Origin of the sequence: Curtobacterium sp. PhB142, from assembly GCF_004341255.1 — a bacterium.
Lineage (GTDB): Bacteria > Actinomycetota > Actinomycetes > Actinomycetales > Microbacteriaceae > Curtobacterium.
Genome location: NZ_SLUT01000002.1, coordinates 18855 through 39607, shown reverse-complemented (window position 1 = coordinate 39607; position 20753 = coordinate 18855). Strand labels below are relative to the sequence as shown.

17 protein-coding genes are annotated in these 20753 nt (G+C 70.4%); 8 read left to right on the top strand and 9 right to left on the bottom strand.

The features are described from left to right. Nucleotides 1-104: 104 nt before the first annotated feature. A complete protein-coding gene (locus EDF31_RS03595) occupies nucleotides 105-1127 on the bottom strand; it encodes a LacI family DNA-binding transcriptional regulator (protein WP_207896057.1) in 1023 nt (340 codons plus the stop codon). 174 nt (nucleotides 1128-1301) lie between these two features. On the opposite strand from EDF31_RS03595, the gene EDF31_RS03590 reads away from it, so the two are divergent. The 5 genes from EDF31_RS03590 (at nucleotide 1302) to EDF31_RS03570 (ending at nucleotide 6372) form a co-directional block, all read left to right on the top strand. Next, nucleotides 1302-2513 carry a sugar ABC transporter substrate-binding protein gene (locus EDF31_RS03590; protein WP_131845226.1) on the top strand — a complete coding sequence of 404 codons (1212 nt, stop codon included), beginning with the start codon at nucleotides 1302-1304 and terminating at the stop codon, nucleotides 2511-2513. 148 nt (nucleotides 2514-2661) lie between these two features. Next, nucleotides 2662-3522: a sugar ABC transporter permease gene (locus EDF31_RS03585; RefSeq protein WP_123939110.1), complete on the top strand. Its 861-nt coding sequence runs from the start codon at nucleotides 2662-2664 to the stop codon at nucleotides 3520-3522. Next, nucleotides 3519-4409 carry a carbohydrate ABC transporter permease gene (locus EDF31_RS03580; RefSeq protein ID WP_131845225.1) on the top strand — a complete coding sequence of 297 codons (891 nt, stop codon included), beginning with the start codon at nucleotides 3519-3521 and terminating at the stop codon, nucleotides 4407-4409. Before EDF31_RS03585 ends, EDF31_RS03580 begins: the two co-directional genes overlap by 4 nt. Before the next feature lie 47 nt (nucleotides 4410-4456). Next, complete coding sequence (locus EDF31_RS03575; protein ID WP_131845224.1) at nucleotides 4457-5272, top strand: ThuA domain-containing protein; 816 nt, start codon at nucleotides 4457-4459, stop codon at nucleotides 5270-5272. Then, nucleotides 5269-6372 (top strand): Gfo/Idh/MocA family oxidoreductase, encoded by a 1104-nt coding sequence (locus EDF31_RS03570; RefSeq protein ID WP_279387358.1) that lies wholly within the window; start codon nucleotides 5269-5271, stop codon nucleotides 6370-6372. The genes EDF31_RS03575 and EDF31_RS03570 overlap by 4 nt, the downstream gene beginning before the upstream one ends. 216 nt (nucleotides 6373-6588) lie before the next feature. Here EDF31_RS03570 and opgC read toward each other — a convergent pair whose 3' ends face one another. From opgC to EDF31_RS03545, 5 genes are all read right to left on the bottom strand, one after another. After that, nucleotides 6589-8787, bottom strand: coding sequence for an OpgC domain-containing protein (gene opgC, locus EDF31_RS03565; RefSeq protein ID WP_131845223.1), 2199 nt, complete (start codon nucleotides 8785-8787; stop codon nucleotides 6589-6591). 51 nt (nucleotides 8788-8838) lie between these two features. Further along, complete coding sequence (locus EDF31_RS03560) at nucleotides 8839-9099, bottom strand: hypothetical protein (protein WP_131845222.1); 261 nt, start codon at nucleotides 9097-9099, stop codon at nucleotides 8839-8841. Continuing rightward, nucleotides 9096-9506 (bottom strand): ATP-binding protein, encoded by a 411-nt coding sequence (locus EDF31_RS03555; protein ID WP_165901317.1) that lies wholly within the window; start codon nucleotides 9504-9506, stop codon nucleotides 9096-9098. The genes EDF31_RS03560 and EDF31_RS03555 overlap by 4 nt, the downstream gene beginning before the upstream one ends. Beyond that, the gene (locus tag EDF31_RS03550; protein WP_207896059.1) at nucleotides 9503-11416 is read right to left on the bottom strand and encodes a glycosyltransferase; all 1914 of its coding nucleotides are present in this window, start codon (nucleotides 11414-11416) and stop codon (nucleotides 9503-9505) included. Before EDF31_RS03550 ends, EDF31_RS03555 begins: the two co-directional genes overlap by 4 nt. Nucleotides 11417-11780: 364 nt before the next feature. Continuing rightward, complete coding sequence (locus EDF31_RS03545; RefSeq protein WP_131845220.1) at nucleotides 11781-12521, bottom strand: TetR/AcrR family transcriptional regulator; 741 nt, start codon at nucleotides 12519-12521, stop codon at nucleotides 11781-11783. 124 nt (nucleotides 12522-12645) lie between these two features. Here EDF31_RS03545 and EDF31_RS03540 point away from each other — a divergent pair, with 124 nt between their 5' ends. After that, nucleotides 12646-13572 (top strand): NAD-dependent epimerase/dehydratase family protein, encoded by a 927-nt coding sequence (locus EDF31_RS03540; protein WP_131845219.1) that lies wholly within the window; start codon nucleotides 12646-12648, stop codon nucleotides 13570-13572. A 211-nt stretch (nucleotides 13573-13783) separates the two neighbouring features. Here EDF31_RS03540 and EDF31_RS03535 read toward each other — a convergent pair whose 3' ends face one another. The 3 genes from EDF31_RS03535 to EDF31_RS03525 all read right to left on the bottom strand — a co-directional run bounded on the left by EDF31_RS03535 (nucleotide 13784) and on the right by EDF31_RS03525 (nucleotide 17741). Then, nucleotides 13784-15112 carry a fibronectin type III domain-containing protein gene (locus EDF31_RS03535; RefSeq protein WP_165901316.1) on the bottom strand — a complete coding sequence of 443 codons (1329 nt, stop codon included), beginning with the start codon at nucleotides 15110-15112 and terminating at the stop codon, nucleotides 13784-13786. Between the two features lie 241 nt (nucleotides 15113-15353). After that, the gene (locus EDF31_RS03530; protein ID WP_131845217.1) at nucleotides 15354-17171 is read right to left on the bottom strand and encodes a DEAD/DEAH box helicase; all 1818 of its coding nucleotides are present in this window, start codon (nucleotides 17169-17171) and stop codon (nucleotides 15354-15356) included. Nucleotides 17172-17276: 105 nt separating this feature from the next. Beyond that, nucleotides 17277-17741 carry a MarR family winged helix-turn-helix transcriptional regulator gene (locus tag EDF31_RS03525; protein ID WP_131845216.1) on the bottom strand — a complete coding sequence of 155 codons (465 nt, stop codon included), beginning with the start codon at nucleotides 17739-17741 and terminating at the stop codon, nucleotides 17277-17279. A gap of 96 nt (nucleotides 17742-17837) precedes the next feature. On the opposite strand from EDF31_RS03525, the gene EDF31_RS03520 reads away from it, so the two are divergent. Together EDF31_RS03520 and EDF31_RS03515 are read left to right on the top strand one after the other, a co-directional pair. Next, on the top strand, nucleotides 17838-20042 hold the full coding sequence (locus EDF31_RS03520; protein ID WP_131845215.1) for an MDR family MFS transporter: 2205 nt from the start codon (nucleotides 17838-17840) through the stop codon (nucleotides 20040-20042). Between the two features lie 73 nt (nucleotides 20043-20115). Next, nucleotides 20116-20703, top strand: a complete 588-nt coding sequence (locus EDF31_RS03515; RefSeq protein ID WP_123939119.1) for a TetR/AcrR family transcriptional regulator — start codon at nucleotides 20116-20118, stop codon at nucleotides 20701-20703. The last annotated feature ends 50 nt before the right edge of the window (nucleotides 20704-20753 follow it).

Below are 20753 nucleotides of genomic sequence, written 5' to 3'. Positions count from 1 at the left end.
CGACAGAACGCGCGGAGGTGCCCCCTTCAGTGCTGCGAAAGCGACAGTGTGCCGCGAACCGTTCGCGGAGATCTGTCGCTTTCGCGGGCGGGGCCGTCAGGTGGTCAGGCGGGGGCGGGGGCGGGGGCCGTGGACTCCGCGGTGCGCAGCGTGCACGGCAGCAGGAAGTGCGGCAGGTCGTCGGACGTGCCGTCGAGCTGCTCGATGAGGGCGTCGGCGGCCCGGATCCCGAGCTCCTGACCGGGGGCGACCATCGTCGACAGCCGCGGGTAGTGCTGGTCGGCGTTGGCCTCGGACGACGCGATGCTGAGCACGGAGACGTCCTCGGGCACCCGCCGCCCGGCGGTGTAGAGGCCGACGAGGACACCGGCGGACGAGTCGTCCTTCATCACGAGCAGCGCCGTGACGTCGGGGTCCGCCGCGAGCAGGTCGCTCGTGGCCTGCCGTCCGCCGTCGCTGCCCGGCCCGGCGGTGACGACCGTCCCGGCCAGCCCGCGCTCGGCGATCGCGCGCCGGAAGGTCGCCTCGACCCGCAGGTGCGGCGCGTAGCCGGCCATCGGGGTGCCCTCGAGGTCCTCGAGCACGAGTCCGAACCGGCGGTGTCCGAGCGTCTCGAGATGGTCGAGGCTGTCCTCGATGGTCGTCTCGAAGTCGATGTCGACGAAGGGCAGGCCGCTGCTGTCGCGGGTCCGGCCGATCAGGGTGAACGGCACGCCGAGGTCGGTGAGGACGGCGACGCGGGGGTCGTCCATCCGCACCTCCATCAGGATCACGCCGTCCACGAGCCCACCCGACACGAGGTCGTCGAGGTCGTCTCCAGCGGGGTCCACCGGCCAGAGCACCAGGTGGTAGCCCCGCTCGGACGCCCGTTCCGCCGCACTCATGAAGAACTGCGAGGTGGTCGGGCTGAAGCGGTTGCCGGTGGTCGGGAACAGCAGCGCGATGATGCGGGTCCGCCGACTCGCCAGGGCCCGGGCGACGACGTTGCCGCGGAACTTCAGCTCGCGCATCGCGGTCTTCACCCGCGCGGTGGTGCCGGGGGTCACGTACTTCGTCCCGTTCACCACGAAGGACACGGTGGCGATCGAGACCCCCGCCCGATCGGCGACCTGCTGCATCGTGGCCATGGCGCTGATCCTAGCGCGCGGGAAGTCAGAAAAGCGCTTTACAGGTGAAGCGCTTATCTGTTAGCTTCTCGCCCCAGGAGCACAGCGACGATGACGTCAGCGGCCTCGTCGATGCGTGCCTGCCCCAGCATCCGTCAAGAGAAGAGCTCTGCAATGAAGCAAAGATTCCCCTCCATGTCCCGCCGGACGCGCGCCCTCGTCGGCGCAGTCGCCGCCGTCGCCACGATCCCCCTGGTCCTGTCCGGGTGCTCCGGCTCCGGATCGGCCTCATCCGGCGGCAGCAAGGCCCTGACGATCGAGGACTACTACGACGCGAACTACAACCCGGTCTACAAGCAGTGCGCGAAGGAGGTCGGCGCGACGGTCACGATCAACCACGTCGCCGGCGCCGGTCTGATCGCGAAGGTGCTGCAGCAGGCATCGTCGAAGACGCTGCCCGACGTCCTCATGCTCGACAACCCCGACGTCCAGCAGATCGCCTCGTCCGGCGCCCTGTCCGACCTGTCGGACTACGGTCTGGACGCCGAAGGCGACGTCCCCGGCGTGAAGGCGGCGAGCACCTACAAGGGCAAGCTCTACGGCCTGCAGTCGAACACGAACTCCATCGCGCTCTACTACAACAAGAAGCTCCTGGCGGACGCCGGCGTCCAGCCGCCCAAGACGTGGAACGAGCTCAAGGCCGCGGCGAAGAAGCTCACCAAGGGCTCGACCTACGGCTTCGCGATGAGCAACATCAACACGTACGAGGGCACCTGGCAGTTCCTGCCGTTCTTCTGGTCGAACGGCGGTGACGAGAAGGACATCGCCACCGCGGACGCCACCCAGGCGCTGCAGCTCGTCGAGGACCTGCAGGACGACGGCTCGATGTCGAAGAGCTCGATCAACTGGGCCCAGGCGGACGTCAACAACCAGTTCCTGGCCGGCAAGGCCGCGATGATGATCAACGGTCCCTGGCAGCTGCCGGCACTCAACGAGAAGAAGAGCCTCGAGTTCGACAGCGTCCCGATCCCGACGCGCACCGGCGAGGCCACGGTCGCACCGCTCGGCGGTGAGGCGTTCACCGTCCCGCAGACCGGCGACAAGGACAAGATGCAGCTCGCCGGCAAGTTCGTCGGCTGCCTCCACTCGCAGAAGATGCAGAAGACCCTGTCCGAGGTGAGCGGCAACGTGCCGACCAACCTCGAGGCCGGCGCCGCCTGGGCGAAGGACCACCCGCAGGTCGCGTCCTTCGTCACCACGGTGCAGACCGCCCGCGCCCGCACCGGTGAGCTCGGACCCGACTGGCCCAAGGCCGCCACGAAGATCTACACCGCCGTCCAGCTCGCCCTCACCGGCAAGGCCAGCCCCGAGGCAGCGCTCAAGCAGGCGCAGTCGCAAGAGCAGTAGTCCACGGGGAGCCGGCCGACCGGTCGGCTCCCTCCGGCGTGCAGGAAAGGACCCCGGCGTGAGCGCCTCGACACAGACACGACCACGGACGATCCCGCCCGTGACGACACCCCGACCCGGGCAACGACGAGCCCGGTTCCGATCCGGCGTGACCCGATGGCTCTTCGTGGTGCCAGCGGCGGTCTTCGTGGCCGTCTTCTTCGGCTACCCCGTGGTGAAGAACATCATCATGTCCTTCCAGGACTACACGACGGCGACCTTCTTCACCGGCGAGGCCCCCTGGGTGGGACTCGGCAACTACATCTCCGTGTTCCAGAGCTCGGTCTTCACGACGAGCCTCGTGAACACCGCCCTGTTCACGGCCGGCTCGATCATCCTGCAGTTCGTCATCGGGCTGAGCCTCGCGTTGTTCTTCCGTCGGCACTTCCCGCTGTCGGGCTTCCTGCGGGGGCTCCTGCTCCTGCCGTGGCTGCTGCCGCTCATCGCCTCGAGCGCGGTGTGGAAGTGGCTGCTCGACCAGGACAGCGGGGCGCTCAACCAGCTCCTCGGTGTGGTGGGCATCGCCCCGGTCCCGTGGTTGGTCAGCCCGAGCCTCGCGCTCATCGCCGTCATCGGCGTCAACGTGTGGCTCGGCATCCCGTTCAACACGACGATCCTCTACAGCGGCCTGCAGTCCGTGCCGCCGGAGCTCTACGAGGCCGGGTCGCTCGACGGCGCCACCGGGTTCAAGGCGTTCTGGTACATCACGTGGCCGAGCATCCGGTCGGTGGTCAGCGTCGTGGTCGTGCTCGGGGTCGTCTACACGTTGAAGGTCGTGGACATCATCCTCGGCCTGACCGGCGGCGGGCCGGCGAACTCGACGCAGACCCTCGCCACGAACGCGTACCACCAGTCGTTCATCAACTTCCAGTTCGGCATCGGAGCCGCGGTGAGCAACGTGCTCATCGTCGTCTCGTTCGTCTTCGCGATGGTCTACATCGCGATCTCCCGGAAGGCGGTCGACGAATGAGCGTCGGACTCGCGAACCAGACCGTCACCGCCACCCGCGCGATCACGACGAAGCGGACCACCCGGGCACCCCGCCCGCGCGGTTCCGCCAAGGGCATCCCGTTCACGATCCTCGGGTGCGTGTTCCTCGCGATCATGGTGTTCCCCGTCTACTGGATGGTGAACACCAGCCTGCAGGCGACGTCCGGGGCCGCCACGGCGACGTGGTTCCCGTTCTCCCCCACCTTCGCCGGGTACCAGGCCGCGTTCGCCCAGCAGGGGCAGAACTTCCTGTCGAGCATGATCATCGGCCTCGGCACCGTCCTGCTGACACTGGCCATCGCGACGCCGGCCGCCTACGGGCTGGCCCGGTTCCGGATGCGCGGCGGCCGGGTGTTCCTGCTCGTGCTGCTGATCACCCAGATGATCCCGGCGATCGTCATCGCGAACGCGCTGTACACGCTGTTCAACAACATCGGGCTGCTCAACAGCTACGTCGGGCTGATCCTGGCCGACAGCGCGGTCCAGGTGCCGTTCGCCATCCTGCTCATGCGCGCGTTCATGGAGTCGATCCCGCCGAGCCTGGTCGAGGCTGCACTGGTCGACGGCGCCAGCGACTTCCGGGCGTTCGTGTCGATCGTCGTGCCGATCAGCCGGAACGCCATCGTCACCGCGGCGCTCTTCACGTTCCTCGGCGCGTGGGGTGACTTCCTCATCGCACTGACCCTGACGTCGACGACCGCGGTCCGACCGATCACGCTCGGCATCTACAACTACATCGGCTCGAACGTCACCGACTGGGGACCCGTCATGGCGACCTCGGTACTGGCCTCCCTGCCCGCTGCCGTCCTGCTGATCTTCGCGCAGAAGTACATCTCCGCTGGTGCCCTCGGCGGTGCCGTCAAGTGACGGCCCCGGACCGACGCCACCACGCAACCCAGCCAGAAAGGCACACCATGACCACCACCCCGCTGCGCATCACCGTCTGGGGCGAGAACGTCCACGAGCAGGTCGAGCAGCACGTCGCCGAGCGGTACCCCGACGGCATGCACGGCGCGATCGCCGACGGCATCCGCGAGAACCTGCCCGACGCCGTCGTCCGGACCGCCACCATGCAGGAACCCGAGCACGGCCTGACCGACGAGGTCCTGGCCGCGACGGACGTCCTGACCTGGTGGGGGCACGCCGCGCACCAGGACGTCGACGACGCCGTGGTCGACCGGGTGCACAAGCACGTCCTGTCCGGCATGGGCCTGGTCGTCCTGCACTCCGGCCACTGGTCGAAGATCTTCGGCAAGCTGATGGGCACCACGTGCACTCTTCGCTGGCGGAGCGAGCACGACCAGGAACTCGTCTGGACCGTCAACCCGCAGCACCCGATCACCCGCGGCGTCCCGAACCCGATCGTCATCCCCGAGCAGGAGATGTACGGCGAGTACTTCGACGTACCGACCCCCGACGAGCTCGTGTTCATCTCGGGCTTCACCGGCGGCGAGGTGTTCCGGAGCGGCATGACGTACCGCCGCGGTCTGGGGAAGATCTTCTACTTCTCGCCCGGCGACCAGGACTTCCCCGTGTACCACCACAAGGACGTCCGCCGCGTGATCGCGAACGCCACCGAGTGGGCCCGGCCGGAGCGCGAGCGCGAGATCCCGACGCTCCGCCGCTACGACCTGGGCGAGTACTTCGAGGGCCAGCACTACCGCGGCCCGTTCGACGACGCGCCCGTCGAGGACGCTCCCGTCGACGACCACGCCGGGGCGCAGGCGTGACCGCGCTCCGCGTCCTGCAGGTCGGCGCCGGCGGCATGGGCCGGGCCTGGCTCGGCACCGTCGCCGCCGACCCCGACGTCGAGCTGGTCGGCATCGTCGACCTCGACCTCGACGCCGCCCGGGCCGGTGCCGAACACGCCGGCGACCCGAGCATCCCCGTCGGCGCCGACCTGACCGTGCTCGCCGCCGAGACCGGTGCACAGGCGGTGCTCGACATCACCGTCCCGGTCGCGCACCACCCCGTCACGCTGCAGGCCCTGCACGCCGGGCTCCCCGTGCTCGGCGAGAAGCCCGCAGCGCAGACCGTCGCCGAGGCGCTGTCGCTCGCCGCGGCTGCCGAGGCCACCGGCAAGCTGTTCATGGTGTCGCAGTCGCGGCGCTACAACGACCAGCTCGTCGCGTTCCGCCAGCACGTGCGCGGCCTGGGCGCGATCGGCGGCCTGGGCACCCGGTTCGCCAAGGCCCCGCACTTCGGCGGCTTCCGCGAGCAGATGGATGACGTCCTGCTGCTCGACATGGCGATCCACGCGTTCGACTCCGCCCGCTACGTGCTCGAACGGGACCCGGTGTCCGTGTACTGCGAGTCGTGGAACCCGTCGTGGTCCTGGTACCGCGGCGACGCGGCGGCGGCCGCGGTCTTCGCCTTCGAGGACGACATCCGGTACGTGTACGACGGCTCGTGGTGCGCACCGGGGGCCGAGACCTCGTGGAACGGCGACTGGCGGGCCTCGGGTGCGGCCGGCACCGCACTGTGGGACGGCGACCACAACCCGTCCAGCGACCTCGACGGCACCGCGGGCACGCCGTCACCCGCCGCCAGCGTGGGGCACGAGATCGCCGGGGCGCTGACGTCGTTCGTGCACGCCGTGCGTTCCGGCGAGACCCCGGACGGTGAGGTGCACGGCAACGTCATGAGCCTCGCGATGGTCGAGGCGGCGATCGCGTCGACCCGCACCGGGCAGCGCATCGTCATCGACGAGGTGCTCGAGCGCGCACACGTCGAGGCACTCGCCGCCGAGCGGCACGACGCGGTCCGCGACCGCCTGGCCGCGTGGGGCTCGGTGCGCGAGGCCCTGAGCGCCCCCGTCCCCACGCCGTAGCGCGCCGGCACGCGCGCGCGTGTTCCCCGAGGTTCCGAAATCTCGGCATGTCGGCGGCCGTCAGGCTCCCGATCGGAACCTCGGCGGACGTGAGCGGCGCGTCGCGGGACCGCGACCACTCCCGCTGGGCGCGGCGCGTGCGGTGGACGTGACCGAGGACGGACGGGAGGCCCGTGGCGACGCCGCCACGGGCCTCCCGTCCGTCCCGCGGTCGCGTTAGCGCGGGATGACCGAGAACAGGAACTTCTTGCGGACCATGTACCAGGCCAGCAGGATCAACGCCGAGTGCACCACGAAGCCGATCCAGAAGTCGCCCCACGGGACGCCCGGGATCGACGCGATCGCCAGCGCGAAGAAGACCTGCCACACGAAGACGTAGAGACTCGCCTGCCCGATCGGGATCCAGAGCCAGCCGATCGCCGTCGAGATCGGCTTCCAGAACACCGTCAGGATCGCGTACGAGACGATCGCGAAGAACGCGATGTCGACCAGTCGGCCCCACTGCAGGTCCACCCGCTGGTACGCCGTGTTGTACAGGTCCTCGTACATCGACGCCGGGAACGGGACCGGCGTGAACCCGGCGTGGTTCGCCGCCCAGACGTACACCAGGAACGCCGCGTAGCCGCCGACGCCGATGCCGACCAGCACCTTGCCGAGCCGCCCGGTGAGCGCGCCGATGATCTGCCGTCGGTAGTACCCGAGCACGAGGCCGTGGGTGAACACGACCTGCCAGGTGAGCAGCGGGAACACCGCCTCGAACTGCGAGTTCAGCGGGCGGAACTCCGGGTTGAGCGCCTGGAACACGTACAGCGCCCAGCTCACGACGAGCACCACCCACCAGAAGCCGCGGCGGATCAGCCAGAGCAGCGGCGGGATGAACAGGCTCAGCACCACGAACAGCCCCATGATGTTGAACGGCCACGGGCCCATCTCGAGCAGCAGGAACTGTCGGATGGCGTACCACGGCGGCGGGTAGCCGAGCAGCTGCATGGCGTTCGGGTACAGGTCGTACACCCGGCCCTCGGCACCGACGCCGCCGGTGCCGGTCCCCCGGTCGGTGAACGTCGTGATCGCGTCGGCGTTCAGGAACGGGACGAAGCTCAGCGCGAAGACGACGGCGATCACCACGAGCGTGACGAGGTACTGCTTGCGGGCATGCTTCCACGCCCCGATCGCGGCCGCCCACTCGCCGAACTTCTTGATGGCGAACGGGTAGGTCATGCCGAGGACCATGCCGGACAGGAACACGAACATCTCGGCACCGGTGATCGCACCCACCGCGTGCAGCGTGAGGTACGAGTACGGCCCGCCGATCTCGATGTGGGTGATCACCACCGCCAGGATGATGAACCCGCGGAACAGGTCGAGGCGCAGGTCACGCCCGGGTTTCCCGTCGTCGGGGTAGCGCCAGCTCGGCAGCAACCGCCCGAACAACCCGCTCAGCAGGAACACCACCGCCAAGCCCACGGCGACCCAGACGATCCACGCCATCTGGTCGCCGCCGGTGTCGTACTGCTGGTCGGTCGCGGCGTTGCCCTGCTGCGTGGTGATGCGGTCGGTGACGGGTCCGAAGGCGAAGTGGTCGCCGCGCTCGAGGTCGGTGCGGAACGAACCGGCGATGCCGGGCACCGCCGTGTCGCGCCAGTCGGCGACACGGTTCCCGGCCTCGGGCTCGCGGCGGTTCGTCTCGAGGAAGGTCACGTCCCGGATCAACGGGCGGTCCTGGACCGATGCGATCACCTGCCGCCACCAGCCCTGCTTGACCAGGAGCTCCGCATCGCCCCGGCGGGTGTGGTCGTACAGCGCACCGGTGTCGAGCAGCATCGACCGGTCACCGTCGACGGCGAACCGGTCGTAGAAGCTGTCCGCCTGCTGCTGCTCGTAGCCCCACGTCTCGTCGAACCGGGACTCGACCTCGCCGCGCTCCGGCACGTCGTTGCGGGTGAGGGGGACGTCACGACCGGCGGCCGCGGTCGACTTGCCCTTGCCGAAGGAGTACATCGACAAGCCGACCCAGTCCACCGAGGCGTCGCCCGGCCAGTACGGCGCGTAGGGGTCGTCAGCCGCGGTCAGCTCGCCGTCGCCGTTGGTGTCGAGCTTCGCGACGTCGGTCGCGGAGAGGTCCGCCAGGCGTCCCGCGGACCCACCGAACGGGTACCCCGCACCGTACGACGGCGACCACACCATGCGCGCGTCGGAGTCGCCGCCGTGCACGGCGGTCGCGAGCGTCCGGAACGCCTGCACGAACTGGGTCGGCTGCTGCCCCCAGCGCACCCATGTGCCGTTCATCTGCGGCGCGAACCGCACGAGCACCTGGGTGTCGTACTGGTCGTGGATCTCCTGGAACACGGTGTTCGCAGCGCGGGCGTCGGCGGCGTCGAGTGACCGGAGCGACTGCCCGGGCTCGAGGCTCACGACGAGGACCGCGCCCTGTGTCGCCGCGGCACGCGTCGCGCGGAGGAGCTCTCACCGGGCCGAGCGGTCGAGCGGGTAGTCGACCTCCACCCCGTACATCGACGGCGTCGCACCGAGCCGTCCCTCGTACCCCGCCGGGGAGTCGTCGCCCCAGTCGAGGTCCGGGCCGAACCAAGTCGTCCCAATCGCCGGCTCCGTCGCCGCGGCCGCGGCCGCGTGCACCGTCACCGCGGATGCCGGCAGTGCACCGCCGAGCAGGAGCGTCGCGATCGTGACGAGGACGGCGACCACGCGGGCCGCCAGCAGCCTCACCGTTCGCACACCAGCGTCCAGACGTTGTGCCCGTGCTCGTGCCGGTGCTCCAGCCGGTCGAGGGCGGCGATCGCGAGCGCCAGGCCGCGTCCGCTCTCCTGCTCGACGTCGGCCATCGTGACGGCGCTCAGGTCGATGTCCACGGGCAGACCGTTGTCGGTGAGCTCCGCGGTGAGCGCCTGATCGGTCGACTCGAGCCGCACGGTGTAGCGCCGACCGGTCTCCTGGTCGGAACGCGCGGTGTGCTCGACGATGTTCGCCGCGACCTCGGCCAGCGCGGTCTCCAGCGCGAAGCGGAGCCGGGCATCGTCGATGCCGAGGCCGTCCCACCAGGCGCCGAAACGGTCCTGGACCTCGTCGAGCGACACGGGCGTCGCGGCGACGTCGAAGGTGGTCTCGGCGTTCACAGTGGTCCTCCGGCGGTGCTCGACTCGTGCTCTGACTGGGCTGCCGTGCCCGGGCCGCGGTAGAGCACGGCCCGGATCACGATGCTGAAGATGAACAGGTCGAAGACGACCCACGCGGTGTTGACGAGCGGCGCGATGCCCGACGCCTGCCCGGTCAGGTAGCGGATGCCGATCAGGATCAGTGCCGCGACCAGCGCCCCCATCGCGATGAGCTGCGGCTTGACGAGGTCCCACCGGGGCTTCTGCTCGGTCTCGTCGCGCACTTTCGGCGTGACCCGGAACCCGAGCGGCTTGCCGCGGAACACGTTCTCGAACGCACTCGTCACCGCCTCGATCCACACCGGGAACAGCGCGAGCGAGTACTGCTGCCCGCGCCACGTGGGTCTGCCGGCGGCCACCACCCAGAACAGCAGCTGGTTGAGCACGAGGAACGGGATCAGCCGGGCGAAGAAGTCGACGCTGTAGGCCTGCACCGGGACGACGCCGAACGACAGGCAGAGCACCGGGGCCGCGATGTAGACGATCGCGGCGAACCCGGACAGGTAGCTCCACATCGTCGAGAAGTACATCAGGCGCTGGCCCCAGGACAGGCCCTTCTGCACCAGCGGGTTCTCGCGGAAGAACACCTGCATGGTGCCCTGCGCCCAGCGGAGCCGCTGCACGAGCATGGTCGGCAGGTCCTCCGGCGCCAGGCCCTTCGCCAGGATCTCGTCAGGGTACGCCGACTTCCAGCCGAGCCCGTGCAGCCGCATGGCGGTGGCCATGTCCTCGGTCACCGAGATCGTCGCCAGCGGCATGATCGGCTGCGCCTCGTCGTCGCGGTTGACGTCGAGTGCCCGTGCGAGGACCGCGATCGACTCGATCGCCGCCACGGGCGATGCGTCGCGCCGCCCGAGCACGTCGAGCGCGGCGTCGTCGAGCCCGGCGAAGGTGTTCGCGTCGGTCGACATCGCGGCGAGCTCCTGCAGGTCGTTCCGCACCGACTCGAGGTCGGCTGCGGCGAACCGGAAGGCGATCGTGTCGATCCCCCGCTGGAACGCGTAGGTGACGTCGCCGAGCGGTTCGCCGGCCCGGACCTGGTCGCGGGCGCGGTCGACGACGGCTTCGGCCTCGTCCAGGGCGCCGAGCACCCGCGGGTCCGTCTCGGTCGCACGGGCACGTGCCAGCAGTGTCCGCGACGTCGTGATCGTGCGCTGCACCGAGGCCTCGACCTCGACCACGTAGCGGGAGATGCCGAGCTGCATCAGGGCCTCGCGCCGCAGGATCGCGTTCGACCCGCAGAAGAACGCGGCGTTCCAGCCGTCCTTCGACTGCTGGATCGGCCCGTAGAACAGCGGCGCCTGACTGCCGAGCAGGTCCGCCTCGGGGACGTTCTCGAACCACTGCGGCGTCTGCACGAGCGCCATCCGCGAGTCCTTGAAGTAGCCGAGCGTGCGGTCGAGGATGCCGGGCTCTGGTACCTGGTCGGCGTCGAGGATGAGCAGGAACTCACCCTGGGTCGCGAGCAGGGCGTTGTTGAGGTTGCCGGCCTTGGCGTGCCGGGGACGGTCGATCCAGTCGGCACCGCGGGTGATGACACCGATGCCGAGCGAGTCGGCGGCCGCACGCATCTCGGGGCGGTTGCCGTCGTCGAGGATCCACGTCGTGTGCGGGTGCGTGATCGCCTGCGCCGCACGGGCCGTGCGCACGACCATCTCGACGGGCTCGTTGTAGGTGGTGATGAAGACGTCGACCGTGACGTCGGAGGACGGCTTCGTCGGGGGCTCACCGCGCTCCCGCAGGCGCCACGCCCCGAAGGCGAACAGGAGCGAGTCGATCACGCTGTAGGTCTCGGCCAGGATGAGCGGCACGGCGATCCACCAGGAGTGCCAGTTCACCGAGGCGGCCCAGCGCCAGACGACGTAGTTCACACCGGCATCGACGCCAGGAGTGCGACCGTGCGCACCGTGACGAGTCGTCGTCGGGCCGTGCCGGTGGTCAGCCGGCGGCGGTCCTGGCGGCTGACCTCGAGCGCCGTCACCCGGTCACTCCGTCTGCGGGGTCGCCGGCCGAGCTGCGTCGCAAGGGTGCCTCCTGATCCGCGCGGACCCCGGCCGCAGCGCACGCCCGGGTGTGGTGCCGTCCGGCCGCTGCCCAGGGGACACCGTGCCGGCCGTCCGCTCCGGTCGTCGGGCACGACCTCGGCGTAGGGACCTGTCTACCGCAGCGACCGGGCCTCTGTCAGGCCCGGACTGCGAGTCGTGGACAACGGCCGGGGTCCACCCACCGTGCAGGTCAGAACGCGGCGGCGAACCCGAGGTCGTCGGCGAGGCGGGCGATCACCTGGTCGAAGTACGCGGCGCCGTCGGAGACGGATCCCACGAAGTGGCCGAAGAGCTCGAACGAGATCGTGCCGAACACCGTCGACCACGCCATCAGGGTGCGGACGAGGACCTCGTCGGGCAGTGTGACGCCGAACGAGCGCAGGGTGGCCGGGGCGTCCGCGACTGCGGGGCCGGCCGCCCCGGGAGCCGCCGTGGGCGCGGTGGGTGATCCGGGCCTCCCGTCCGCTCCTGGAGACGACGTGACGGGACCGTCGGAGGCGACCGCATCGGCGACCACCCGCACCAGCGCGAGCGTCGTCCGCGCGGCGGGCACGACCGTCTCGCGGGGCGCGGCGTAGCCCGGCACGGGCGACCCGAACAGCAGCGCGAAGTCCCCCGGGTGTGCGACGGACCAGGACCGGATCGCGCGGCACGCGGCGACCCAGCGTGCACCGGGTTCCGGGCCGGCCGCGGCGTCAGCAACCTCGACCGCTGCGCCGAGCTCGTCGTAGTCGACGATGAGCAGCGCCGTGAGCAGGTCGTCGCGGCTCGGGAAGTACCGGTACACCGCGGACGACACCATGCCGACGTCGCGGGCAACGGCTCGGAGGCTGAGCGCTGCGGGCCCCTCGTCGGTGAGGCGGGTGCGCGCAGCGGCCAGGATGTCCGCTCGGATCGTCTGCCGGGCGAGCTCGCGTGCTGTCGGTGCCATCCGGTCACCATGCCACACGAGAGCACTGCACACAAATGAGAGCAGTGCTCTTGCTCTTTCGTGTCCGAGCGCGCATCCTGGTTGCGAGAGCACCGCTCTCGCTACGAGAACGGAAGCAGGGACCATGTCGCACCACCACCTCGTCATCGGCGCCGGCCCGGTGGGCCGCCACGTCGCCGCGCTGCTCGCCGAGCGCGGCGAGCACGTCACCGTCGCCACCCGCTCGGGTCGGGACACCGGCCTGTCGGGGGTCGGACACCTCGCGCTCGACGCCTCCGACGCCGAGGCACTCACCCGGGCAGCCGAGGGCGCCGCCGTGCTGTACAACTGCGCGAACCCCGGCGACTACACCCAGTGGGAGCGCACCTGGCCACCGCTCGCGGCGTCGATGCTGACCGCTGCCGAGCGGACCGGAGCCGTCTACGCCATCACCGGGAACCTGTACCCGTACGGCCCGGTCCACGGCCCGATGCGCGCCGACACACCGGACGCGGCGACCGACCACAAGGGGATCCTCCGCGCACGGCTGTGGGCCGACGCCCTGGCCGCGCACCGTGCCGGACGCATCCGCACGGTCGAGGTCCGGGCTTCGGACTACGTCGGCCCGGGCATCGGGGCGAACGGACACGTCACCCGGGTGCTGCCGGCTGCACTGCGGGGGAAGGCGGTGACGATGATCGGCAGGACCGACCTGCCGCACACCTTCACCGACGTGCTCGACGTCGCCAGGACCCTGGTGGCGGCGGCCTCGGACGAGGGCGCGCACGGCCGCACGTGGATGGTGCCGAGCAATCCTCCTCGCAGCCAGCGGCAGGCGCTGACCGAGGTGCTGGCGGCGGCGGGCAAGGCGCCCGTGCCCGTCCACCGGATGCCCGCAGGGGCGATCCGTGCGCTCGGGGTCGTGTCGCCGATGATGCGGGAGCTCGCCGAGATGAGCTACCAGTGGACTGCGCCGTACGTGGTCGACGATGCCGAGAGTCGCGCGGTGTTCGGCATCGAGCCGACCCCGTGGGACGAGGTGTGTCGGCGGACCGTGGTGGGGGTGGCGTGAGGCGGGCTGGGTGGCGGGCTGCGCCGCCGCCGAGGTTCCACAACACGCCGCCAGTGTGCCGCCGAGGTTCCACGGAGTGACCGAGAGAGCGCCGACACTCCAAGATTTCGGAACCTCGGGCCCCGCCGCACCCACCGCGCCCGACCCCCGGAACACAGGACGGGGTGGGACGCGCCGTTGCGTCCCACCCCGTCCTGCCTCGGTCTGCCGGTCAGATCACCAGCAGCCGCGAGTACTGCGCCGACGACAGCTGCTGCGCAGCCCCGCCGGAGGCCGGCACGCGCCACAGTCCGGCCGAGGGCCCGCTGTCGACGTTCGCGAACACGTCGCCGTCGTCGGAGGCGGCACCCGTGTTCGCCCCGCGCGACCCCGCCGTGATGCCGGAGACCGCCACGGTGGACTTCCCACCGGTGCCGACCACGAGCTTGTCCGGGATCGTGCGGTCGACCTTGCAGCCGGCCGGGCTGGTCGGGTACTCGGCGGGGGCGCTGCACCACTCGGCGGACTGCAGCAGCGAGAACCCGTCGGCGTTGGCAGCCGCGTACTCGAACGCCAGACGGGGCTCGATCCGCGTCAGCGCCGTGGCGCCCGGCTTCAGCTGGTACCAGGCCCACGAGCCGGCGCCACCGGGCGAGCGGATGTCGACGTACACGTTGCCGTGCGAGTCGGCGAGGACCGCTGCGGGGTACCCGACACCGGAGCTGCCGGGGAGGGTGATCGCCCGTGGGCTCGTGCCGGTGCCCACGACGATCGGGGAGATCTGCGAACCACCGACGGCGACGACCTTGCCGTCGGGGGTGACGGTCCAGAACCGCTGGCCGCTGCCCGTGGCAGTCAGGTCGAGCACGGTCGTCGCGGTGGAGCTGCCGACGGGGAGCTTCTGCACGGCACCCGTCACCGAGTCGATCCAGTACAGGTTGCCGGCGACGTCGGAGCGCAGGTCGGGGGTCAGGTGCAGCCCGGTCGCCAGCGTCCGCGTGGCACTGCCGTCGGCGGGGTGGGACAGGATCGAGGTCAGGTCCGCCGAGGGGGTGAACACGTCACCGACGTCGTCCGCGGCGAAGCCCGTCCCCTTCGCGGCGACGACCTTCCCGGTGCCGGAACCGTCCTCGGCGAACCGCACGACGTTGCCGGACCCGTCGAGGGCGAACAGCGACTGCGTCGTGTCGACCACGGACGGCGTGGTGTAGCGGACGAGGGTCGTGCGGCCGGTCTTCTTCGCGCCGATCGCGCGCACCGAGAAGCGGTAGGTCGTCTTCGGCGTCAGGTCGCCGAAGCGGTCGGACCGCGCCTTCGCCGGCAGCCGGTCGACGCCGTTGCCGGGCTGCTGCTGCGCGGGGGCGATCGTGACCTTCCAACCGGTCACCTTCGCGCCCGACTTCGGGGCGCCCCAGGTCACGGTCGCGCTGTCGCCGGCTCCGGTGACCCGGACGATGGTGGGCGCTCCGGGCGCCGAGGACGAGGGGGCTGCCGTCGCCGGCGCCACTCCCCCGATGACGAGCGCCGCCGCTGCTGCGACGGTGATGAGTGCTCGGTACACGTTCGTTCCCCTGCCTTCCCCGCGGCTCCCTGCGTCACGGCTGCAGGTATCACAGCACCGCCAGGGCACCAGGGGAACCGATCCGGGCGTGATGTGCGGTTCCCCGCACCGCAAGATGCCGAAAGGCTGGACCGGCGTCTCGCGGGCCCGGGACCCGCACCGAGGACGGACGGGAGGCACGGTGCCAGCCGGCACCGTGCCTCCCGTCACAAAGGGGGTCGCGTCCAGGACGCGGCTCGCGTCAGTAGCGCGGCTTGCGCTCCGGACGGTCGTCGCGGTCGCCACGCGGGGCGCGGTCTCGGTCCTCGTAACGACGGGCACCACCGCCACCACCACGGCGGTCGGGCTTGATCTCGATGAGCTTGCCGCTGATCCGGGTGTCGGTCAGACGGTCGAGCACGCCACCGTCCATGTCGGCGGGCAGCTCGACGATGGAGAAGTCCGGCTGGATGCGGATCGCGCCGAAGTCGTCGCGGCGCAGGCCGCCCTCGTTCGCGAGCGCGCCGACGATCTGACGCGGCTCGACGCGGTGCCGACGACCGACCTCGATGCGGTAGGCGGTCATCGGCTGCGAACGACGGGGGCCGCGGTCGCGGTCACCGCCACGGTCGCTGCGCGGGCCACGGTCGTCGCGTGCAGCGCGGTCGTCGCGCTCGCCACGGCGGGCGTCGCGCTCCATCTGCGTGCGGAGGGCGTCGTCGGCTGCGGTCAGCAGCAGCGGCGAGTCGCCCTGCGCCACGACGGCCAGGGCGGCGGCGACGTCGTCCGAGGGGACGTCGTGGTGCTCGACGTAGTGGGCGATGACGTCACGGAAGGCGGCGATGCGGCCCTGGTCCTCGAGCGCCGCGGTGATCGCGTCGTCGAAGCGGGTCAGACGCGTCTCGTTGACGTCGTCGATGGTCGGCAGCTGCATCTGGGTGAGCGGCTGCTTCGTGTGGCGCTCGATCGCGGAGAGCAGGCGACGCTCGCGGGGGGTGACGAAGCTGATCGAGTCACCCGAGCGGCCGGCACGACCCGTGCGGCCGATGCGGTGCACGTAGGACTCGATGTCGACCGGGATGTCGTAGTTGACGACGTGGGTGATGCGGTCGACGTCGAGGCCACGGGCGGCGACGTCGGTGGCGACGAGGATGTCGAGCTTGCCGGACTTCAGCTGGTTGACGGTCCGCTCGCGCTGGGCCTGGGCGACGTCACCGCTGATGGCCGCTGCGGCGTAGCCACGGGCACGGAGCTTCTCGGCCAGGGTCTCGGTCTCGCTCTTGGTGCGGACGAAGATGATCATGCCCTCGAAGTCCTCGACCTCGAGGATGCGGGTCAGGGCGTCGACCTTCTGCGGGTACGAGACCATCAGGTAGCGCTGCGTGATGTTCGCGGCGGTCTTCGTCTTGGTCTTGACGGTGATCTCGGCCGGGTCCGTCAGGTACTGCTGCGAGATGCGGCGGATCTGGGCGGGCATTGTCGCCGAGAAGAGGGCGACCTGCTTGTCGTCGGGGGTGTCCGCCAGGATCGTCTCGACGTCCTCGGCGAAGCCCATCTTGAGCATCTCGTCGGCCTCGTCGAGCACGAGGTACTTCAGCTCGGACAGGTCGAGCGTGCCCTTCGCCAGGTGGTCCATGATGCGACCGGGGGTGCCGACGATGACGTCGACGCCGCGGCGCAGGGCGGACAGCTGCACGCCGTACGCCTGACCGCCGTAGACCGGCAGGACGTGGACGTGCTTCATGTGCGACGCGAACTGCTCGAACGCCTCGCACACCTGCAGGGCGAGCTCGCGCGTCGGGGACAGCACGAGGGCCTGCGGCTTCTTGCTGCCGGGCTCCATGCGGGACAGGATCGGCAGCGCGAAGGCGGCGGTCTTGCCCGTTCCGGTCTGCGCGAGGCCGACGACGTCGCGGCCGTCGAGCAGTGTGGGGATGGTGGCTTCCTGGATGGCGGAAGGGGTTTCGTAGCCGATGTCCTTGACGGCCTTGAGCACAGCATCGCTCAGGCCGAGATCGGCGAAGGTCACCACGGGCCCCTCGTCGGTGGTCTCGGTGGTGGTGGCGGTGTCCGTGCTCATACACCAACGGTATCTCGAATGCACGCTCCGCAGTGACCGGAGGGCGTCCGGACGGGAGGAACGGGGCGGGCCCGCCCCGCGCCTCCCGTCCTCTTGCTGGTCACGTCACGGGCGCGTGGTGCCGATCCCGAGGACCGCGTCGGCCCGGTCGTTCAGCCGCGTGAGCATCTCGGCGAGCGAGCGCAACTCGTCCGAGGCGAACTCCTCGGTGAGGTCGTCGAAGACCTCGGCACCGGCGGCGTCGAGCTGGTCGAGCAACTGCTTGCCCGCGGGTGCGAGCGAGACCAGGGTCGCTCGGCCGTCGGCGGGGTCCGGCGAGCCGACCAGGTGCTCGGCCTCGACCAGCGACGCCACCCGGCGACTGATCACCGGGCGGGACAGGCCCGTCGCGTCGGCGATCGCGGTCGCACGGACGGGTCCGTGACCGGCGACGGCTCGCAGGATCACCCGCGCGGTCGGGTCGAGGCCGCCGCTGGACTCGATGAGCGAGGAACGCAGGGTCTGCCGGACCCACAGCCGGTCGAGCTGGGATCGCAGGAGTCGCTCGGCGGCACGCCGGTCGTCGGACATGGAGCCAGCGTAGTGGGCACATTTAGTTGCTTGCTGGAAGCAACAGATGTATCGTTGCGCGGTCTGCAAAGTTACACAGCACGAAAAAGGAGTTCGATGACCGCCACCGCACCCGTCCAGGTGCAGCACGGTCGGCACACCGCCGAGGCCCCCGCGGCCTCCGGTGGGACCGGCCAGCAGCCCCTGATGACCCACCGCCAGATCCTCCTGGTGATCTACGGCCTGATGGCGGGCATGTTCCTGTCGTCCCTCGGCCAGACGGTGTTCGGCACGGCGATCCGCACCATCGGCGACGACCTGCACGGCCTCGACCAGCAGGCCTGGGTCACCACGGCCTACCTGATCACCTCGACGATCGCGACGCCGATCTACGGCAAGCTCTCCGACATCTTCGGCCGCCGGCCCCTCTACATCTTCGGCATCGTCGTGTTCATCCTCGGCGCCGTCCTGTCGTCGATGTCCACCTCGATGCTCATGCTCGCGGCCTTCCGCGCCGTGCAGGGCATCGGCGCCGGTGCGCTCATGTCGCTGCCGCTCGCGATCATGGGTGACATCCTCGCCCCGCGCGAACGTGCCAAGTACCAGGGCTACTTCCTCGCCGTGTTCGGCATCTCGTCCGTCATCGGGCCGCTCATCGGTGGGCTGCTCGCCGGTTCCTCCGAGATCCTGTGGATCACGGGATGGCGCTGGGTCCTGCTGATCAACGTGCCGATCGGCGTCGCCGCGCTCCTCATGGTCATCGTCTTCCTGCACCTGCCGAAGGTGCACAGTGCCGACGACGCCAAGCCCAAGGTGGACTGGTGGGGCGCGACCGCTGTCATCGTCACCCTCGTGCCGCTGCTGCTCGTCGCCGAACAGGGCCGCATCTGGGGCTGGGGCTCCCCCGCCGCCATCGCCTGCTACGTCGTCGGGGTCGTCGGCCTGGTCGGGCTGCTGCTCATCGAGTCGAAGATGGGCGACGCGGCGATCATCCCGCTCAAGCTCTTCCGCTCGGGCACGTTCTCGATGGCGACCGTCATCGGGTTCCTGGTCGGCTTCGCGATGTTCGGTGCGATGCTCACCATCCCGCTCTACCTGCAGATCGTCGTGGGGCTCACCCCGACCGAGTCCGGCTTCGCCACGCTGCCCCTGGTCGGCGGTCTCATGATCGCCTCGATCACGAGCGGTCAGATCGTCGCCCGCGTCGGCCGCTACCGGATCTTCCCGGTCATCGGCACCGCGCTCGTGTCCGCCGGCTACGTCGTCCTGACCTTCATGTCGATCGACAAGCCGCTCTGGTTCCTGATGATCGGCATGTTCCTGATCGGCCTGGGCCTCGGCTCGGTCATGCAGTCGCTGACCCTGGCCTCGCAGGGCTCCGTCGAGGCCCGTGACATGGGCGTCGCCACGTCGTCCGCCACGTTCTTCCGGCAGATCGGTGGAACGCTCGGCACCGCCGTCCTGCTGTCCATCCTGTTCTCGGTGATGCCGGCGAACATCCTGCACGCCACCGCGAACGAGAAGGACCTCGGTCCGGCGCTCGACGCCGCGCTCAACCCCACCGTCGCCAGCGCGAAGGCGAACCAGGGCGCGATGGACAAGATCTGGACGCCCGTCGTCACCCCGCTGACGAAGACCGTGCAGTCGCAGCTCGACGCTGCCTCGGCGAAGGCGACGCAGGCCGCCGACACCGCGGTCACCGAGCAGGTCACGGCAGCCGTGCAGCAGCAGGTCGCCGCCGGTGCGGTCCCCGCCGCCTCGGCCCAGTCCGTCATCGACCAGCAGGTCGCAGCGGCGACGCCGGCGGCGGAGCAGTCCGCCCTCGAGCAGGTCGCCGACCAGGCACACGCCAGCGTGCAGGACGGCACCGTGTCCGTCGACTGGTCGAACGCCTCGCAGCGCTCGTACTGGGTCGACGAGCTCACCCCGGAGCTCGCGAAGAAGATCGACGACGGCAACACCACGAGCGACAGTGCCACCAGCACGAACGACACCTCGTTCCTGACCGGTGCCGACAGCCGCCTGACCCGGCCGTTCATGGCGGGCTTCAACGCCTCGTCCGTGACGATCTACTGGGTCGGCCTCGGTGTGATCCTGCTCGCGTTCGTGCTCACCTGGTTCTTCCGGGTGCCGCCGCTGCGCCAGCGATCCGCCCTGCAGGAGCGTGCCGACCTGTCCGCCGAGGCCCAGCTCGAGGCCGAAGCCGGCGCCGCCGCTGCCGACGCCGGCTCGTTCACCGGTCCGATGACCGGGTCCGTGCCGACCGGCTCGGTGCCCACCGGATCGGGTTCGACCGGATCCGCGCCGACGCACCGTCGGTGACCGACCGGGCCGTCCGTGCCGTGCCCCCTTTCCGGCACGGGCGGCCCACCAACCCCCACCACCAGGAGTCCACGTGATCACCACCCCGGCAGCTGCAGTGGCGACGGAGCCGTGCACCCTGCGGGAGCGCAAGAAGCAGCAGACCCGGCAGGCGCTGCACGACGCGGCCCTGACGCTGGTGTCCGCGCACGGGCTGGACGGCGTCACCATCGAGCAGATCTGCGCCGATGCCGACGTCTCGCCCCGCACCTTCTTCAACTACTTCTCGTCCAAGGCGCACGCCGCCCTCGGACTCGACTCCGTCGAGGTCCCGGAGCCTTCCGCAGCATGGTTCACCGAGGCTCGTGGCGGCCTGGTCGACGACCTCTGCACCCTCGTCGCGGCGACCGTACCGCTGTCCCAGGACCGCCGCCGGATGAAGGAGCTGCTGGTCCTCCGGCCCGAGATGTCGTCGATGGTGATGCAGTGGATGGCCGAGTCGCGCCAGTCCCTGCTCAGCGTCGTGGGCACCAGGACCGACGACCAGACCGCACGCACGGCGGTGACGCTCGTGATGTCGGCGCTCAGCGAGGCCGCCCACCGCGACTCCGTGCGGAACAACGACGAGCTCGCGGTGCGGCTCCGGGCCGTGGTGCGCGAGATGGCGGCGCTGGCGTCCTGAGGGGGTCGTGCGGGCCGCCGCGCGGAGCGTACCGAGTCGTTTCGGGCGTA

What these genes read in the sequence shown, in the direction of transcription:
- EDF31_RS03595 (WP_207896057.1), bottom strand. Translation starts at nt 1,127, where the DNA reads ATGGCCACGATGCAGCAGGTCGCCGATCGGGCGGGGGTCTCGATCGCC.
- EDF31_RS03590 (WP_131845226.1), top strand. Translation starts at nt 1,302, where the DNA reads ATGTCCCGCCGGACGCGCGCCCTCGTCGGCGCAGTCGCCGCCGTCGCC.
- EDF31_RS03580 (WP_131845225.1), top strand. Translation starts at nt 3,519, where the DNA reads ATGAGCGTCGGACTCGCGAACCAGACCGTCACCGCCACCCGCGCGATC.
- EDF31_RS03575 (WP_131845224.1), top strand. Translation starts at nt 4,457, where the DNA reads ATGACCACCACCCCGCTGCGCATCACCGTCTGGGGCGAGAACGTCCAC.
- EDF31_RS03545 (WP_131845220.1), bottom strand. Translation starts at nt 12,521, where the DNA reads ATGGCACCGACAGCACGCGAGCTCGCCCGGCAGACGATCCGAGCGGAC.
- EDF31_RS03540 (WP_131845219.1), top strand. Translation starts at nt 12,646, where the DNA reads ATGTCGCACCACCACCTCGTCATCGGCGCCGGCCCGGTGGGCCGCCAC.
- EDF31_RS03530 (WP_131845217.1), bottom strand. Translation starts at nt 17,171, where the DNA reads ATGAGCACGGACACCGCCACCACCACCGAGACCACCGACGAGGGGCCC.
- EDF31_RS03525 (WP_131845216.1), bottom strand. Translation starts at nt 17,741, where the DNA reads ATGTCCGACGACCGGCGTGCCGCCGAGCGACTCCTGCGATCCCAGCTC.
- EDF31_RS03520 (WP_131845215.1), top strand. Translation starts at nt 17,838, where the DNA reads ATGACCGCCACCGCACCCGTCCAGGTGCAGCACGGTCGGCACACCGCC.